This is a genomic window from Pseudomonas cichorii, from assembly GCF_015471405.1.
Classification (GTDB): Bacteria; Pseudomonadota; Gammaproteobacteria; order Pseudomonadales; family Pseudomonadaceae; genus Aquipseudomonas; species Aquipseudomonas serbiensis.
The window spans coordinates 50,512-65,771 of sequence record NZ_BLVZ01000019.1 but is presented as its reverse complement, the minus strand read 5'-3'; the positions used below and the strand labels follow the sequence as shown (position 1 = coordinate 65,771).

At 58.9% G+C, this 15,260-nt stretch carries 14 protein-coding genes; 5 read left to right on the top strand and 9 right to left on the bottom strand.

Going from position 1 to position 15,260, the window contains the following annotated elements:
* Window positions 1–19 precede the first annotated feature (19 nt).
* The 4 genes from JL015_RS24860 to cpaB are packed head-to-tail and all read right to left on the bottom strand — an operon-like array spanning window position 20 to window position 4,686.
* Window positions 20–1,276 carry a CpaF family protein gene (locus JL015_RS24860; protein WP_201004984.1) on the bottom strand — a complete coding sequence of 419 codons (1,257 nt, stop codon included), beginning with the start codon at window positions 1,274–1,276 and terminating at the stop codon, window positions 20–22.
* Window positions 1,276–2,466, bottom strand: coding sequence for a pilus assembly protein (locus tag JL015_RS24855; RefSeq protein ID WP_201020359.1), 1,191 nt, complete (start codon window positions 2,464–2,466; stop codon window positions 1,276–1,278). The genes JL015_RS24860 and JL015_RS24855 overlap by 1 nt, the downstream gene beginning before the upstream one ends.
* Window positions 2,463–3,716 carry a type II and III secretion system protein family protein gene (locus JL015_RS24850; protein ID WP_201020358.1) on the bottom strand — a complete coding sequence of 418 codons (1,254 nt, stop codon included), beginning with the start codon at window positions 3,714–3,716 and terminating at the stop codon, window positions 2,463–2,465. Before JL015_RS24850 ends, JL015_RS24855 begins: the two co-directional genes overlap by 4 nt.
* Window positions 3,717–3,735: 19 nt before the next feature.
* Window positions 3,736–4,686 (bottom strand): Flp pilus assembly protein CpaB, encoded by a 951-nt coding sequence (gene cpaB, locus JL015_RS24845; protein ID WP_201020357.1) that lies wholly within the window; start codon window positions 4,684–4,686, stop codon window positions 3,736–3,738.
* A 304-nt stretch (window positions 4,687–4,990) separates the two neighbouring features.
* On the opposite strand from cpaB, the gene JL015_RS24840 reads away from it, so the two are divergent.
* From JL015_RS24840 to JL015_RS24825, 4 genes are all read left to right on the top strand, one after another.
* Window positions 4,991–5,194, top strand: a complete 204-nt coding sequence (locus JL015_RS24840) for a Flp family type IVb pilin (RefSeq protein ID WP_201004992.1) — start codon at window positions 4,991–4,993, stop codon at window positions 5,192–5,194.
* Between the two features lie 71 nt (window positions 5,195–5,265).
* Complete coding sequence (locus JL015_RS24835) at window positions 5,266–5,673, top strand: response regulator (RefSeq protein ID WP_201004994.1); 408 nt, start codon at window positions 5,266–5,268, stop codon at window positions 5,671–5,673.
* Between the two features lie 83 nt (window positions 5,674–5,756).
* Window positions 5,757–6,050: a hypothetical protein gene (locus JL015_RS24830; RefSeq protein ID WP_201004996.1), complete on the top strand. Its 294-nt coding sequence runs from the start codon at window positions 5,757–5,759 to the stop codon at window positions 6,048–6,050.
* Window positions 6,051–6,121: 71 nt separating this feature from the next.
* Window positions 6,122–7,462, top strand: a complete 1,341-nt coding sequence (locus JL015_RS24825; protein WP_201020356.1) for an MATE family efflux transporter — start codon at window positions 6,122–6,124, stop codon at window positions 7,460–7,462.
* Here JL015_RS24825 and JL015_RS24820 read toward each other — a convergent pair.
* The 5 genes from JL015_RS24820 to JL015_RS24800 form a co-directional block, all read right to left on the bottom strand.
* The gene (locus tag JL015_RS24820) at window positions 7,456–8,856 is read right to left on the bottom strand and encodes a contractile injection system protein, VgrG/Pvc8 family (RefSeq protein ID WP_201020355.1); all 1,401 of its coding nucleotides are present in this window, start codon (window positions 8,854–8,856) and stop codon (window positions 7,456–7,458) included. The genes JL015_RS24825 and JL015_RS24820 overlap by 7 nt on opposite strands.
* 213 nt (window positions 8,857–9,069) lie before the next feature.
* Window positions 9,070–10,983, bottom strand: coding sequence for an arginine decarboxylase (gene speA / locus JL015_RS24815; protein WP_201020354.1), 1,914 nt, complete (start codon window positions 10,981–10,983; stop codon window positions 9,070–9,072).
* Between the two features lie 88 nt (window positions 10,984–11,071).
* Window positions 11,072–11,443 (bottom strand): translation initiation factor Sui1, encoded by a 372-nt coding sequence (locus tag JL015_RS24810; RefSeq protein ID WP_201005002.1) that lies wholly within the window; start codon window positions 11,441–11,443, stop codon window positions 11,072–11,074.
* Window positions 11,444–11,618: 175 nt separating this feature from the next.
* Complete coding sequence (locus JL015_RS24805) at window positions 11,619–12,164, bottom strand: NUDIX hydrolase (protein WP_201020353.1); 546 nt, start codon at window positions 12,162–12,164, stop codon at window positions 11,619–11,621.
* Window positions 12,164–13,243: a DUF2333 family protein gene (locus JL015_RS24800; RefSeq protein ID WP_201005006.1), complete on the bottom strand. Its 1,080-nt coding sequence runs from the start codon at window positions 13,241–13,243 to the stop codon at window positions 12,164–12,166. Before JL015_RS24800 ends, JL015_RS24805 begins: the two co-directional genes overlap by 1 nt.
* Before the next feature lie 302 nt (window positions 13,244–13,545).
* Between JL015_RS24800 and JL015_RS24795 the strand changes: the two genes are divergently transcribed.
* Window positions 13,546–15,201, top strand: coding sequence for a response regulator (locus tag JL015_RS24795; protein WP_201020352.1), 1,656 nt, complete (start codon window positions 13,546–13,548; stop codon window positions 15,199–15,201).
* Window positions 15,202–15,260 lie beyond the last annotated feature (59 nt).

Genomic DNA, 15,260 nt, shown 5'->3' with positions numbered 1-15,260 from the left:
GGCAGCCTCCCTGCTCGCGTCAGTAAGACGGCCGCAATTTGTCACCTGCGGCATGCACGGCCTCGCGATGAAAGCCGATGCCAGTACGCCGGTCGAGACGAAAAAGAGTGTTGGTGACATAAATGTCGTCGCGGATACCCACCACCTCCACCACTTCGCTGACGCAACGACGGCCATCGGGCAGGCGAGCCAACTGGATGATGACGTCCAGCGCCGCGCATATCATTTGCCGCAGGGTTCTCTCGGGGATCTGCCGTCCGGTCAGGCCGACCAGGGTTTCCAGACGCAACAGCGCATCCTGAGCGTTGTTGGCGTGTACCGTGCTCATGGAGCCATCGTGGCCGGTGTTCATGGCAGTCAGCACATCCAGCACTTCCACGCCACGAATCTCCCCGAGGATGATGCGGTCCGGGCGCATCCGCAGGGAGTTGCGGATCAGGTCGCTGGCACGGACCTCACCATGGCCTTCGGCATTGGGCGGTCGGGTTTCCAGGCGTACCACGTGGGGGTGAATCAATTGCAGTTCGGCAACGTCTTCGATGGTCACCAGCCGCTGGTGCGTGTCGATCAACTGACTGAGCACGTTGAGCATGGTGGTCTTGCCGGTACCGGTACCGCCGCTGACCAATACGTTGCAACGCTTGCCCACCGCCTCCTGGAAAAAGTCGAAGATCGATTGATCGATGGTCTGCATCGCCACCAGGTCGGTGCTCTTGAGCATGTCCTTGCGAAACTTCCGGATCGACAGACACGGCCCGTCCAGGGCAATCGGCGGAATGATCGCGTTGACCCGGCTACCGTCGGGCAGCCGCGCATCCACCATGGGCGAGGACTCATCCAGCCGGCGGCCAAGAGGCGCCAGGATGCGCTGCATGACCCGCTCGACGTGGTGCGAGTCGATGAAGCGCAAGTCGGTGTGGTGCAATACGCCGTCACGTTCCACAAAGACCTTGCCCGGCCCGTTGACCAGAATTTCCGTCACGGCGCTATCGCGCAGCAACACCTCCAGCGGGCCGAAACCGGTCAGTTCATCGACCAGTTCCTCGGCAAGACGCTCCATCTCATAACGAGAAATGGCCAGCCGCAGCCGGGCGACATATTCGGCCACCTTGTCGATCACGAACTGCGCCAGCACCGGTCGCGAACCTTCGAGCAGGTTCCTGCCGCTCTCCTCGATGCCATCGATGATGTAACGGTGCAGTACCAGCTTGAGCCCCTGCCCGTCATCCGTGCTGCCCTGAGCGCGCGAAGCAACGCCAAACAGTTTTTCCGGCATTATTTATTCCCCCATAGCCGAGTGAAGAAGCCTTCATTGGGTTTTTCATAAGCGTCGGAATGACGGACCAGGTGATCGCCCAGGCGACGCAAGCCCGTACACAACGATTCCCTGGGCGCCAGATCGAACAACGACACGCCCTGATTCTTGGCGTTGAGTCGCAATTCCGGGCTGAGCGGCAAGACCGAAATCACCGGCAGGCCGAAGGTTTTCCCCACCGTTTCCGAATTGGGTGCCACCGAGCGCAAATAACGATCGATCAGCAACCCGGCGTGCTGCATCTTCATGCCCTTTTCCCGCCACAGATTGAGCACCGCCAGATTGCGTCGGCACTCGATCACGCTCTGGTCGGCGTACCACAGCAGCTGGTCGCAGTGACTTACAAAGGTACGCAGGGCTTCGCTGTCCGGCTGGCCCACCAGATTCACGATGACGTGCTGGAAATGCTGGCGCAGGGCACTGAGCAGCATGTACAACTCGGCCGCACTGGACTGTTCCAGATGATCGTCGGCCTCGGTGTAGGCCAGGATGCGCAAGCCGTTTTCGGATGTTGTAAAAGCACTGTCGATAAGGGTCGCGTCCAGCCTGCGCAAATGGCGCAGTGCATCACCGAAACTGAACGTCGACTCAAGACCGAGCATCGACAGGCTGTCACCACGGGGCAAGCCCAGATCCAGCAACAAGGCACGTTGCCCGGCCTTCTGCACCACCATCGCCAGGTGAGAGGCTATCAAGGCTCCGTCGCCATCGCATTGAGCGCCATACAGCACCGTCAGACCGCTCATGTTGGGGTTGGGCGTCACCGCAGGCAGGCGTTTGCTCAAGCGCCTGACCAGACCGGCGACTTCACTGGAACGCGAGCCATAGGCCACGAAATCCCTGGCACCGGCGCGCATGGCATTGAGCACCAACTGGTTATCCATACCGTCGCCCAAAGCGACAATCGCCAGCATCGGCTTGGCTTCCAGAGCACCCTCGATCAGCGCGCTCTGGTTCATCAAATGTTCACGATCCAGCCCCACGAACACCACGCTGGCGAAGGTCACGTCCACCAGCGCCAGCAAATCGTCCAGGCTGCCGCTGCCGGCACTCACCACCTGCCCCAGCGAACCCAATGCACCCTGCAACCATTCAAGATCGGTGGGGTTGCGGGTAATCGCCAGGAATGTCTGACTCAGGCTCTGGCTCATTGAGATAACCCGCTACGGCGCTCGAAATCGCCGTTCTCAAGGAAATACATACGGAAGAAATTCGGGTCGTAATTACGCAGGCCTTCACCGGGCAGCGTGGGCAGTTGCGCATTGACCGCCAGTGGCTGGACCAGATGCGGAGTGACGATCATCAGCAGTTCACGCTCATCGCGCTGAATCTGCGAATTGCGAAACAGAGCCCCCAGAATCGGGATATCGCCCAGGCCGGGAAACTTGTCCACAGAGGCAATATTGCTGGAGCTGATCAGGCCACTGACAACAAAGCTTTCCCCATCGGCCAGAGAAATGCTGGTATCGGTACGCCGTATATTGAGTGCAGGCACAGTGGTGCCGGAGATAGTGATGCCGGCCGAAAAATCCAGTTCGCTGACCTCGGGTGCAACCTTGAGCAGAATCCGGTTACGTCCGACCACAGTGGGCGTCAGGGTCAGACGCACGCCGTACTCCTTGTATTCAATGGAGATGCCATTGCCATCCCCGCTGGGCACTGGCACCGGGAACTCACCGCCCGCCAGAAAGCTCGCGCTTTGTCCGTTCAATGCCACAAGGCTCGGACGCGCCAGGGTGTAGGCAAAGCCGCTGCCTTCCATGGCATTGATCATGCCCAGGACCTTACTGCTGCCACCGCCCCACACGATATTGAAGTTGTTGTTATTCAAACCGATGGCGGGCCGCGTGGAGCCGACCGTACCAGGCGAGACCGTGACGTCGGTTACGGTGCCGGGAGAACCAAACAGAAAGTTGTTCGAGCCAGTACCGAAGATCGAAGTACTGGCCTCCTTGAGTTTGCTACGGCTGACTTCAATGAAACGAATATCGGTCTGGACCTGACTGGGCAACTGAGGATCCAGAGAAGGCACCGGCAAGGCATCGACCAGCGCAGAAGCATCTCCTGCGCGTACGAATACCATGCTTTGACGAGGAGAGGTCGAGCAGGCCGTCCAGACCATCAAACTGGTAGCGCCACGTGCAACGCCGGTCAGCAGAAAGCCCTGATTGCCATTGACCAGTACATCGGCAACCTTGGGATCACCCACGGCAATCCGGGTAATGGCCACCGGCGAACGTACATCCTGCTGCATGCCCTGGCTGACCTCCAGCACAGCTGGCAGGGCAGCAAGATTCTTGCAGTCATTGCCGGAAGCAGCCCAGCTTGTGTTCACGCCCAGCCCGGCGAGCAGCAAAAACAGCGCGTGACGTTTTAAAACCGGTACGAAACAACGGTTCATCAAATGCTTCCTTGCTCAATCAGGGGGTTTGTTGCGTAACCTGGTTGCCGCGAATCACCTCAACGCCACGAGATCCGCGAGACGCACCGATATGACTGGTGGCCGGAGCACTCAGAGCCAATTGGCTGAACTGCACCAGATTGCGCCTGGCAGAATCCAGGCGCACGGCAACATCGGGACGGCTGGCATCGCCGCTCCAGTAATCTTGAAGGTTGCCCTCATCGGCACTTCGTACCGCCAGGCGCATCACGCCGGTCTGGGTAGCCAGTAACAAGCGCACCAATAACGATTCGGGCACAGCCACCACCACCGATCGGGCGCTCAGGCGCTGCTGCTCCAGCCTGATGCGTTCTTCGATACTGATATCTTGTGCGGGCTTGCCATCACGGGTCGGACCAAGAAGCTCACCGACGCTCAGGACTCTCAAGGCAGGCACCACGACCTGGCTGGAGCGGACAGGATTAGTGGTGTCTTCAGGCAGATAAAGCAGAACATCGACATAATCTCCGGGGCTGAGCTGCCCGGACGCGCCAATCACCTCATCAACGGCCAAAGCCAGTGCGCGTTCGTCAGGACGAATCATCCGCGCCAGCGTGCCTCCGGCCTCGAAACTGCTTTCACTCAACCAGGTTCCTGCCGCCAGCGTGCGCCAGGTACTGCGATTCACAACCTGGTCGATATTGCTGAAACTCCCGGCAGGCGCAACCTTCAGGCGCTCGATCACCAGGTCTTCAGCCTGGATTGGGGTGTAGGCAGGAACATCGTGCGCCAGCACCACGACATTCTGGCGCAACGCTTCTTCCACGGGCGGGGCAGGCGGCGCAACTTCGACAGGTGGCGGTGCCTCAACGACAGGAGCCTCCACGGGTGGCGCCGCAGGCTCTTTACTGACCATTATTCCCAGATACCCGGCCAATATCGCTCCGAGTAAAAAAACGACAGCGAGCACCATGGTGATACGACTGCTCATGGCAACGCTTCCTTTGTCATCGCATGATCACCTCAATCCAACGCATCAACTTCGCAATAGCAATGAAGAACAATCACATGCTGCTCTTTTGAAGGTAGCCCACACCACCCAAAACGCCATTAAGCCCTGCGAAATATCCTTATCTGAATACCTGAATTGCGAACCACAGGGCCCGCTATAACTTTGTGATTAATGCTTTATTACGGTTGTGGGTTCGCGAGTTGAGGGCAATGCTGTAACTGCAAGGGGATGTATGAAAACGGCTGGTATTACCCGCGCCATGAATGGTGCAAGGAGAATTGTGATGTTCCTTACCAATTTATACATACGCGCTTATACGCAAATTCAGGCATTCCTCAAAAACCGGGAAGCCGCATCGGCTATCGAATATGTACTGCTCGCTGCCATGGTGGCGGTCGCCATCGTTGCCTTCGTTCCGGCCATCAGTGCTCAGGTCAGAATCATTTTCAACCAGGTGCTGGTTGCATTGGGCGGTACGGCAGTCTGACGGCTTGATTGAACGAGGACAAAGTGTTGTAAGATCCGAGGCCGTTACCAACGTTTTTTATAGGTATCAATATGGCCGTCCACCCCACACGCCAACAGCTGCTTCTGGTTGATGACGAAGAGGACGCCAATGAAGAGTTGGCAGAACTACTCGAAGGCGAGGGGTTCTGCTGCTTCACTGCGTCCTCGGTCAAGATTGCCTTGCAACAGCTGACTCGCCATCCGGATATCGCTCTGGTCATTACCGATTTGCGTATGCCGGAGGAAAGCGGCATTCAGTTGATAAAACGACTGCGTGAACATACTTCGCGCCAGCATCTGCCTGTGATTGTCACCTCAGGCCATGCCGACATGGAAGATGTCAGCGACCTGCTGCGCCTGCAGGTGCTGGACCTGTTCCGCAAGCCGATCTATCACGTCCGCTTGCTGGAAACCCTGAACAACCTGTTTCCCGAGCCGAAAATCTTTCAGGTGCAATGACACGAACTTCATGATCCACGGAACTAGCCATACTGCCCGATAGCCAAAGCGAGCAGACCTATAACCGTGATCAGGATGCACATATGAAGGTAGAAAGCTTTTTTGAATGGCTGGGGCAGGCAATCGGGTCAGTGATTCGCTTCATCGTGGATACCCTGGCCTGGCTGTTCAACGGTTTTACCCATGCCGGCGGCAATTTCGTTGACGGCTTGTCCCGCACTCTGGGTATGGACGCTTCACTGATCAGCATCGTTGCGCTGGTCATCGGCCTGATGCTTCTTTACTCCGCCATCCGCGCCTTCATGCGCGCCTCCATCATCATGGGCATCATCTGGCTGGCGCTGGGGTTGTGGCTACTGAGCTGGATCATCCACTGATTGCGCTCCTGCATCGCACGTTCTGACTGACCGGTATTAGGGCTACAATGCCCGCCTTGCCGGGAGTCCTCATGTCCAAGTTGTCCAGCGATTGGCGTCATCGCCCCACTCATCATCGAGTCTGGGGCCTGGCGCTGCCGATGATCCTGTCGAATATTTCAGTACCGCTGGTAGCACTGGTCGACACCGCCGTGATTGGCCACTTGCCCCACGCCCATCAATTGGGTGCAGTCGCTGTGGGCGCCACGCTCTACACCTTTCTGGCATGGGCCATGGGTTTTCTGCGCATGGGCACCACCGGTTTTGCAGCTCAGGCTGCGGGACGTGGTGACGGCGCGGCCTTGCGTCAGATTCTGCTGCAAGGCCTGCTCCTGGCCATGGGGCTGGCCTTCCTGCTCGGGCTGATTGCCTTGCCATTCAGTCATCTGGCTCTGTCGATCATGCAACCTTCGGCCGACCTGCAACAGATGACACTCGACTTCTTCCACGCCCGACTTTTCGGCCTGCCTGCAGCACTGGCCAGCTACGCGCTGGTGGGCTGGTTTCTCGGCACCCAGAACGCCAGGGCGCCGTTGGCGATTCTGCTGATCACCAATACGGTGAACATCATTCTCAACCTGTGGTTCGTTCTGGGCCTGGACTGGGGTGTAGTCGGTTCGGCACGGGCATCGGTGCTCGCCGAGTGGACCGGCGCATTACTAGGCCTGGTCATGGCTCGAAAAGCCTTGCAGGCCTGGTCTGGCAAGATTGTCTGGGCCGCCCTGAAGCTCTGGAGCAACTGGCGACCACTGCTGGCGGTCAACCGCGACATTTTCATTCGCACCCTGGCACTGCAATCGATCATGTTCCTGATCACCGCTCAAGGCGCCCGACTGGGCGATGCAACCGTCGCCGCCAACGCCCTGCTGCTCAACGGCCTGTTGCTGACCTCCCATGCGCTGGACGGGCTGGCACATGCCGTAGAGGCCCTGTGCGGCCATGCCATTGGAGCACGCGACCGGACGGCATTACGCCGCTCGCTGGTGGTGGCCGGTGGCTGGTCGCTGATTGCCAGTTCAGCTTTTGCCCTGCTGTTCCTGACGGGCGGGCATCTGTTCGTGCAGATGCAGACCAACATCCCCGAAGTGCGTGAAACCGCCCTCATCTACCTGCCTTATCTGGCTGCAATGCCTTTGCTAGCGGTCTGGAGCTACTTGCTGGACGGTCTGTTCATCGGCGCAACCCGCGCCCGGGAGATGCGCAATGCAATGCTGATCAGCGTGATACTCATCGCTCCCGTCGCCTTTATTGCAGTCGATCAGGGCAATCACGGGCTCTGGCTGACCTTCCTGGCATTTACCCTGCTGCGCGGCTTAAGCCTTGGAAGCATTGCCTGGCGCCTTAACCGCAAGGACGGCTGGTTTACCTACTGATCGCTCTCGGCCATCTTGCCGGCAAAGGTAATACGCGGACTGGTCAGGGTCAGGCCACTTGAATCAAGCCGGACCCGACTGGAACCAATGCTCAACGACAGCTCGCTGCCTTCTTCAAAAGACACCGTCGGCCCGTTCTCCAGACGAAAGCGTCGCTTATTCCCCATGATCATCTGCCAATCCAGCTGCGCCTGAACACTGTCGGCAGGCAATACATCTGCGGACTGCGTGAAAACCGGCTCACAGGCGCGAGAGTGCAGGCAGGCGATGATCATCGGCCGGTCCATATCGTCATCGAGCAAACTCACCAGTACCTCCATCCCGCCGGTAAATACCAGTTCAAGGCCAGGCATCACGGGCAGCCAGCAATCGTTGTAGCGCGCTCCCCGCCCCTGTAGCCCCCACTCAAGTTGCACCTTGAGACGACCAACCGAATCAAGCCCGACCTCCATCCCTGCCGGGCCGATGACCCAGGCCCGTTGCAGTTGCGGCACTTTCGAGCGGGGTTGCGGCTCAGGCACGCTGAAGCCGACTTCCCAGGGAACGGCATGGAACCGATTGGTATACCGCTCTGCGCTTCCATCCTCCGGTACAGACTCCTGGTAACGATGCTCAACCCGGCTTAGCAGCCACATGTGATTCCACTCAACCTCGGGGTGGCCCGTCAGCGGCAATAAATACCCCGACATCACAAATGGCAGGCTGCTTTCGCCCTCGGCTCGTTGCCTGGCGCGGGAGCCCGGCAAATCCTGGCCCTTGATGCTGACAGCAAAGCGGGTAACGCCAGACGGTTTCGGCAATTGTCGCCAGGGCGCCGCAGGCGTTGGACGAAAGCCCCGCAGGCTATCGCCGAACACCACCTCATGGCGCCGACGGGAATGAACAAAGTGATAGTGGATACCCTCTTCGGCACACAGGCGCTGCACCAGTTGCAGGTCGGACTCCTGATACTGCGCACAATACTCGCGCTCCCGGCACTGGGTTTTCAGCTCGAAGCGATAGCTGCCTTTGCGCAGTCCATGTTCCTCCAGGACCCTGGCGATGATCTGCGGAGCGGTCATGTGTTGAAAGATACGCTGATTGTAACGTTGCCCGAGACAGGCCAGCCGCGGACCGACTTTCAGCCGGTAGCAGGCAGGCCCGGGACGGAAATGACTGCGACTCGCGCCGTGAATCTGCCCATGAAAACCGTGATCACTGCCTTGAAAGCAGAGGAACACCGGCTTGTACATCAGACTTGCCAGATTCACCTCAAGCCCTTCGTTGACGACCTCAAGCTCAAAGGCAAAAGGCTGACTGATTGCTTCCATGCCTTGTAACGAAAGGACGGTAAAACAATGACGCAGACGGGCGATCTCCAGACGAAAAAGCGGCGCGCTGGCGGGATCGGGCATGGGGATGTTCTCTACAGGGGCGGCCAACGATTCTGGCCGAGAAGCGGGATCGAGTAGAGAGCAAAAGGCAGAACAGGACGTTGCCTACACGTGAAGCGGTTTTGGACTACACAGTGATTGATCGCGAATGAGCGGAACGCCGCCCGATTCGCTCCTACGAGGTGTGGGGTAGGAGCGAATCGGGCGGCGTTCCGCTCATTCGAGAAGAACAGATCAGGAAGACAAGTAAGACGAACGAGTCAGGCCAAGGCGCAACGCATCCAGATACTGCGTACGCTCACGCGGGCTGATCCTGGCGCTGGCAACCTTGTCCCGGTAATGGGTCATCAGTTCTTCCGGCGACAAGTGTACGTAACGCAGCATGTCCTCGATGGTGTCGTGGGTTTCGATACCGGCGTGGTACACGCTGCCGTCCAGGTTCTGGTAAATGTTCACCGAATCGGTATCACCGAACAGGTTGTGCATGTCACCCAGGATCTCCTGATAGGCGCCCACCAGGAAAATCCCCAGCAGGTAGTCTTCGCCTTCATTCAGGGCATGCACCGGCATGCTGGTTTCGATGCTCTGCTCGTCCACGTACTGGTTGATCTTGCCATCCGAGTCACAGGTCAGGTCCTGAAGCACCGCACGGCGCACAGGCTCTTCGTCCAGACGATGCAAGGGGATGATCGGCAATACCTGCCCGATGGCCCAGGTATCGGGCAGGCTCTGGAATACCGAGAAGTTGCAGATGTACTTGTCGGCCAGCTTGTCGTTGAGTTCGTCCAGCACCTGACGGTGGGAGCGCTGACGGGCCTTCAGCGAGTTATGCAGGCGGCGGCAGACTGCGAAATAGCACTGCTCGCCCAAGGCTTTCTGCGCCAGGCTGATCTTGCCATCGGCGTACTGGGTCGCGATATCGCTCATGTAGTGCGTGGCGCGCCAGTAAGTCTCGGTCACCATCTCGATATCGGTCGGGCCAAGCAGATCGATCAGCCACTGCACGGTTTCCGGCAGGCTTTCCTTGTCTTCGATCACCGGGACGTCATCGTTGTGTCTTTCGACGTCAGTCACCTGCACCACCAACATGGCGTGGTGCGCGGTCAGAGAACGGCCACTTTCGGAGAAGATGTGCGGATGCGGCAAGCCCTGCGCATCGCAGAACTCCTTGAGCATGCCGACCACGACACCGGCGTAGTCGTCCATGTCGTAGTTGATCGAGCTGGCATTACGCGAGTGCGTGCCGTCGTAGTCCACACCCAGACCGCCGCCCACATCGATGTGATCCACCGGCAGCCCCAGGTTGCGCAGCTCGCCGTAGTAACGAATCGCTTCCTTGAAGCCGTGCTGGTAGTCCGCCAGGTTGGCGATCTGTGAACCCATGTGGAAGTGCAGCAGACGAATGCCCTGGTCCAGACCAGCCTTGCGGAAACGCTCGACCACCGAGAGCAACTGTGCGGCCGACAGCCCGAACTTGGATTTTTCGCCACCGGTGTCGGCCCACTTGCTGGAGGCCAGCGAAGACAGGCGCACGCGCAGACCCACTTGCGGAGCGACCTTGAGTTCTGCGGCTTCTTCGATCACCAGTTCGACTTCGGATTCTTTCTCGATCACGATGAAGACGTTGTGACCCAGCTTCTGGCCCATCAGTGCCAGGCGGATGAACTCGCGGTCCTTGTAACCGTTGCAGACGATGGTCCCGCCCTTGGGGGCCAGCGCCAGCACCGCCATCAGCTCGGGCTTGGAACCCGCCTCAAGGCCGATGGAGACGTTCTGGGTGGCGATGATGTTTTCCACCACCGCTTCCTGCTGGTTGACCTTGATCGGGTACAGCGCCGTGTACTGGCTCTGGTATTCCAGGCGTGCAATGTTGCTGTCGAAAGCGCCGGTCAACTGGCGGACACGGTCCTGCAGGATATCGGGGAAACGCACCAGCAATGGCAGGGACAGACCGCTCTTGCGCAGATTGTCGACCTGCTCATAGAGATCGATGGGCGAACTGCCCGGCCCCTTGGGACGAACTTCAACGCGACCGGCTTCATTGATCGCAAAATAACCGGCCCCCCAATGACGAATCCCGTAAACACTGCGGCTGTCCGCAACGGTCCATTGGCTGCCATCGTCTTTGCGTGTGCGTCGTACGGACATCGAAGTCCCCTATAGATAAGTCATGTAGCGCCGGCCCAATGACAGGCATGCGCAGTGTAGAGAGTGGAAATGACGGTTTGGTTCTCGCTCAGCCGCCAGACTTTTTGGCCTTGAAGCCTTTCTTGACCAGTTCTGCCAGCAACAGCTCGACGTGATCGCCCTGAATCTCGATCACTCCGTCCTTGAGGGCTCCGCCTGTACCGCAACGCTGCTTGAGCGCCTTGGCCAGATCCTTGAGCCCTTCCTCGGCCAGCGGCACGCCCGTGATGGTGGTCACGGTCTTGCCTCCACGGCCTTTGCTCTCGCGCCGCACGCGCGCAATGCCGTCTCCTTCAGGGATGACGGTTTGCTTGCAGGTGCAGGCATCGACGGGCTGACGACATTCGGGGCAATGGCGCCCTGCGTCGGTTGAAAACACCAGGCCACCCAAGGCGGCGAAGGATGCGGCTTTTTTAGCCACGGGAAATCCTCTTGTTGAGGACTGAAGACGGGCCGGGCTCGGTATTGAGCCTTCGACCGCGAAGCCCCACTCTGGCAGGGGCAGCGCTACTGGAACGGCTCGGCCGGCCCAGCTTGAAAAGGTCGCGCAGTGTACCGGCAAAAAGCATGCTTGCTAAGAGCCTGAATGCGCCAATTTACTGAACATTTGCGACCTGCTCCAGATAGCGTTTCAGCGCCGCCAGAGAGTCCGGGCAATAAGGCTTTTCAGCGGTTTCCGTCAGCACTTGGGCAACCGGGATAAAACGCGCCTGCAACACCTCTTCCGGTTGCAGGCTCAGAGGCCCGTCCCAGACGGCGGAAAACACCGCGCACCAGATCCGGTTGCCCGGCTGATCGAAGAGAAACTGCTCATGGGCCTGCAACGCAACGCCAGCGACGCCCAGTTCTTCCTCAAGCTCGCGGGCTGCGGACTCGGCATAGCTTTCGCCAGCCTGAACCATACCGCCCGCCGCCACATCCCAGAAACCTGGGTAAATGGCCTTGCTCAGGGTTCTTTGGTGAACGCAGAGTTCGCCTGCCGAATTGAACAGCAATATATAGGTACCCCGCCCGATAAGGCCGCGCTCGCGCAATTGGGCACGGGGGAGCGAGCCCAATAGCTGATCCTGCTCATCGACCCAGGCGATCAGTTCGGCATCCGAGGCGGCGCGGTGCGCGGCCTCGTGCGAAGAAACGGCCATCAGCCCTGGGACAGCAACTGACGAAGGTCAATAACTGCCGCGTTGGCTCGCGAGATGTAGTTGGCCATGACCAGCGAGTGGTTGGCCAACACGCCAAATGCGCTGCCGTTCAGAACCATCGGGCTCCACAGCGGCTCCTGGGAAGCCTCCAGCTCACGAATGATCTGACGCACGCTGACGGTAGCGTTCTTCTTGGCCAGTACGTCCGCGAAGTCCACCTCGATGGCACGCAGCAGATGCGACAACGCCCAGGCCTGACCACGAGCTTCATAGAAGACGTTGTCGATTTGCAACCATGGGGTTTCCACTATTTCCTCATCGACCTGCGGCACTTCGCCCGGCTTGACCGAGGCAATGGCTTCGGTTTTCAGAGTGCTGTTGAGCTTGACCCGACCGACACTGGCCGACAGGCGTTGCGACAGGGAACCCAGACGGGTGCCGACATCGCCCAGCCAGTTATTCAGGTTGTCGGCACGGGCGTAGAACAACGCGCCCTTCTGGTTAGGATCGGACAAGCGGGCCTGATAGCGGCTCAAGGCATTGATGCCATCGGTGTACTGCGACTCGCTCGAAGGCAACACCCAACTGCGGTTGTCGAAGTTGAACAACGGCTCGGCACGGGCCAGATCCCCGTCTTCAGCCGATTGCGACTGCGAACGGGCAAAGTCCTTGCGCAACGCACGGCTCAGGTCACGAACCTGCACCAGCACGCCATATTCCCAGCTTGGCATGTTGTCCAGCCACAGGCCTGGCGGAAAGCGGTCGTTGGACAGATAACCGCCACGCTTGGTGAGCAGCGTCTGGGTAACTGTCTTGAGGGTTTCGACGGTGGTGTAGCCAATGACCATCGGCTTGCCTTCACGCTCGGCGGCGGCCTGCGCATTCTGCTGCACAGGAAACAGGGCAGGTTCCTTGCTCCAGTACCAGCCCACCAGCAGGGAGACCAGGAGATAGATCAGAATCAGGGAGCCCAAGGCCCTGCTATAGAAAAGGTTGCCCAGGTAACCACGTCTCTTGACCGACGCAGTATCAGCGGTACGCTCACCCGCGCTGCCTGCGCGGTTCTTCCAATCCAGCATGGTAAGGGTCCTTTTCAATCACAGGTTCAGGGCTTCGACCGCAACCTTACAGCAAGGTGCCTTTTGCTGACATGTACGGCGCAAGGTTTTGTTGCCGCACCAACACCCCGACTCAGGAACAAGGTGCGAATGGCAGAGAAATAACGACTATCACGCAACCTTTGGGCACAAAAATGACTCTGACAGAAACCAGACGCTCTTTTGTTGACGAATAAGTGACTTACGGCACTCTTCTATACAATCGGAGGTGCTAGCATAGCGCCAGCAGTGGTACTACTCAGCGAACCCACAGTACTCATAATATGACCGAGTCAGAAGACCCTAGCCGCGATCGTCTCAAGCATCACTTTGCCCAAAGGGTCACTCATCAAGCGCGTCAGATTCTTGAGACTTGGCAACGCCTGCAGAAATCCGAATGGTCGCTCGCCGATATGGCCGAGCTGAAGGATTCGACCCTGCGTCTGTTGCGTTTCGCCGAGCGTTTCGAGCAGGCCGAACACCTGCAACTGGCCCGGGATATCGGCCTGGCACTGGAAACGGTCGAAGCCAATCGCGGCCGCCTCAATAGCAGCCTGATCACCGAACTCAACCGTTTGATGCAACGCCTCTCACGTACAGGCCTGCGTCACGGCGACAAACTGGAACAAACCTCCCTTCCGCCACTGCGCAAGCCAGTCTATGTGGTCTTGCAGGACCGCGAGCGGGCCGAACGGCTGGCCAAACAGCTGGAGTTCTTCGGCCTGTCGGCCCTGTCACTGGACAACGTGGCACAGTTCCAGTCCGCGATGCTGGAGCGCCATCCGTCGGTCATCATCATGGACGTGGATTTCAGCGGCCCGGGCGAAGGCCTGAAGCTCGCCTCCCAGGTTCAGGAAGGACTGGAGCAGAAACTGCCGCTACTGTTCTTCAGCCATCATGAAACCGATACGCCGACCAGGCTGGCCGCAGTGCGCGCCGGTGGCGAAGAGTTTCTGACCGGCACACTGGAAGCCTCAAGCCTGCTGGAGAAAATCGAGGTCCTGACCTGCGTTGCCCAGTATGAGCCTTATAAAGTGCTGGTCATCGATGACTCCCGCGCCCAGGCCACTCACACCGAACGCCTGCTCAATGCCGCCGGAATCGTGACCCGGACATTGCTGGACCCGATCCAGGCCATGTCCGAACTGGCCGAATTCCAGCCGGACCTGATCATCCTCGACATGTACATGCCCGGATGCACCGGCACGGAACTGGCCAAGGTCATTCGCCACAATGACCGCTACGTCAGCGTCCCGATCATTTATCTGTCTGCCGAAGATGATCAGGACAAACAGCTCGACGCCATGAGCGAAGGTGGCGATGACTTCCTGACCAAGCCCATCAAGCCACGCCACCTGATCACCACCGTGCGCAATCGGGCAGCCCGGGCGCGAAGCCTGAAGGCCCGCATGGTGCGCGACAGCCTGACCGGCCTGTACAACCACACACACATCCTCCAGTTGCTGGAGGATTGCAGCTTCCGCGCACGCCGCGAGAACAAGCCCCTGTGCTTTGCCATGCTCGATATCGACCACTTCAAGAAGGTCAACGACACCCATGGCCACCCGATGGGCGACCGTGTCATCAAGAGCCTGGCGTTATTCCTCAAACAGCGCCTGCGTAAAACCGATTTCATTGGCCGCTACGGCGGCGAAGAGTTCGCCATCGTGATGCCGGACACCGACATTCAGAGCGCACATCAGGTGCTCGAAGAAATTCGTTATCGCTTTGCGGAAATACATTACCCCGCGCAACCCACAGACCTGTTCTGCACCTTCAGTGCCGGCGTGGTCGCACTCGGCGTGCATGATGACAGCCTGACTCTTGCATCCCAGGCCGACAACGCGCTGTATCGCGCCAAGCATGCCGGGCGCAATCAAGTGCATTCGGCGGTCGTCGAGGTGCCTTACCACGTGGTATTGCCTGAGATTCAGGCCTGAAAGCTCAGTCGCTCAAGGACCCTCCCGAAATCCATCCTTACAAACCTCATCCCTGCATG

Excerpts from the sequence above, each read along its gene's own strand:
- JL015_RS24860 (WP_201004984.1), bottom strand. The coding sequence starts at position 1,276 with ATGCCGGAAAAACTGTTTGGCGTTGCTTCGCGCGCTCAGGGCAGCACG.
- JL015_RS24855 (WP_201020359.1), bottom strand. The coding sequence starts at position 2,466 with ATGAGCCAGAGCCTGAGTCAGACATTCCTGGCGATTACCCGCAACCCC.
- JL015_RS24850 (WP_201020358.1), bottom strand. The coding sequence starts at position 3,716 with ATGAACCGTTGTTTCGTACCGGTTTTAAAACGTCACGCGCTGTTTTTG.
- cpaB (WP_201020357.1), bottom strand. The coding sequence starts at position 4,686 with ATGAGCAGTCGTATCACCATGGTGCTCGCTGTCGTTTTTTTACTCGGA.
- JL015_RS24840 (WP_201004992.1), top strand. The coding sequence starts at position 4,991 with ATGTTCCTTACCAATTTATACATACGCGCTTATACGCAAATTCAGGCA.
- JL015_RS24835 (WP_201004994.1), top strand. The coding sequence starts at position 5,266 with ATGGCCGTCCACCCCACACGCCAACAGCTGCTTCTGGTTGATGACGAA.
- JL015_RS24830 (WP_201004996.1), top strand. The coding sequence starts at position 5,757 with ATGAAGGTAGAAAGCTTTTTTGAATGGCTGGGGCAGGCAATCGGGTCA.
- JL015_RS24825 (WP_201020356.1), top strand. The coding sequence starts at position 6,122 with ATGTCCAAGTTGTCCAGCGATTGGCGTCATCGCCCCACTCATCATCGA.
- JL015_RS24820 (WP_201020355.1), bottom strand. The coding sequence starts at position 8,856 with ATGCCCGATCCCGCCAGCGCGCCGCTTTTTCGTCTGGAGATCGCCCGT.
- speA (WP_201020354.1), bottom strand. The coding sequence starts at position 10,983 with ATGTCCGTACGACGCACACGCAAAGACGATGGCAGCCAATGGACCGTT.
- JL015_RS24805 (WP_201020353.1), bottom strand. The coding sequence starts at position 12,164 with ATGGCCGTTTCTTCGCACGAGGCCGCGCACCGCGCCGCCTCGGATGCC.
- JL015_RS24800 (WP_201005006.1), bottom strand. The coding sequence starts at position 13,243 with ATGCTGGATTGGAAGAACCGCGCAGGCAGCGCGGGTGAGCGTACCGCT.
- JL015_RS24795 (WP_201020352.1), top strand. The coding sequence starts at position 13,546 with ATGACCGAGTCAGAAGACCCTAGCCGCGATCGTCTCAAGCATCACTTT.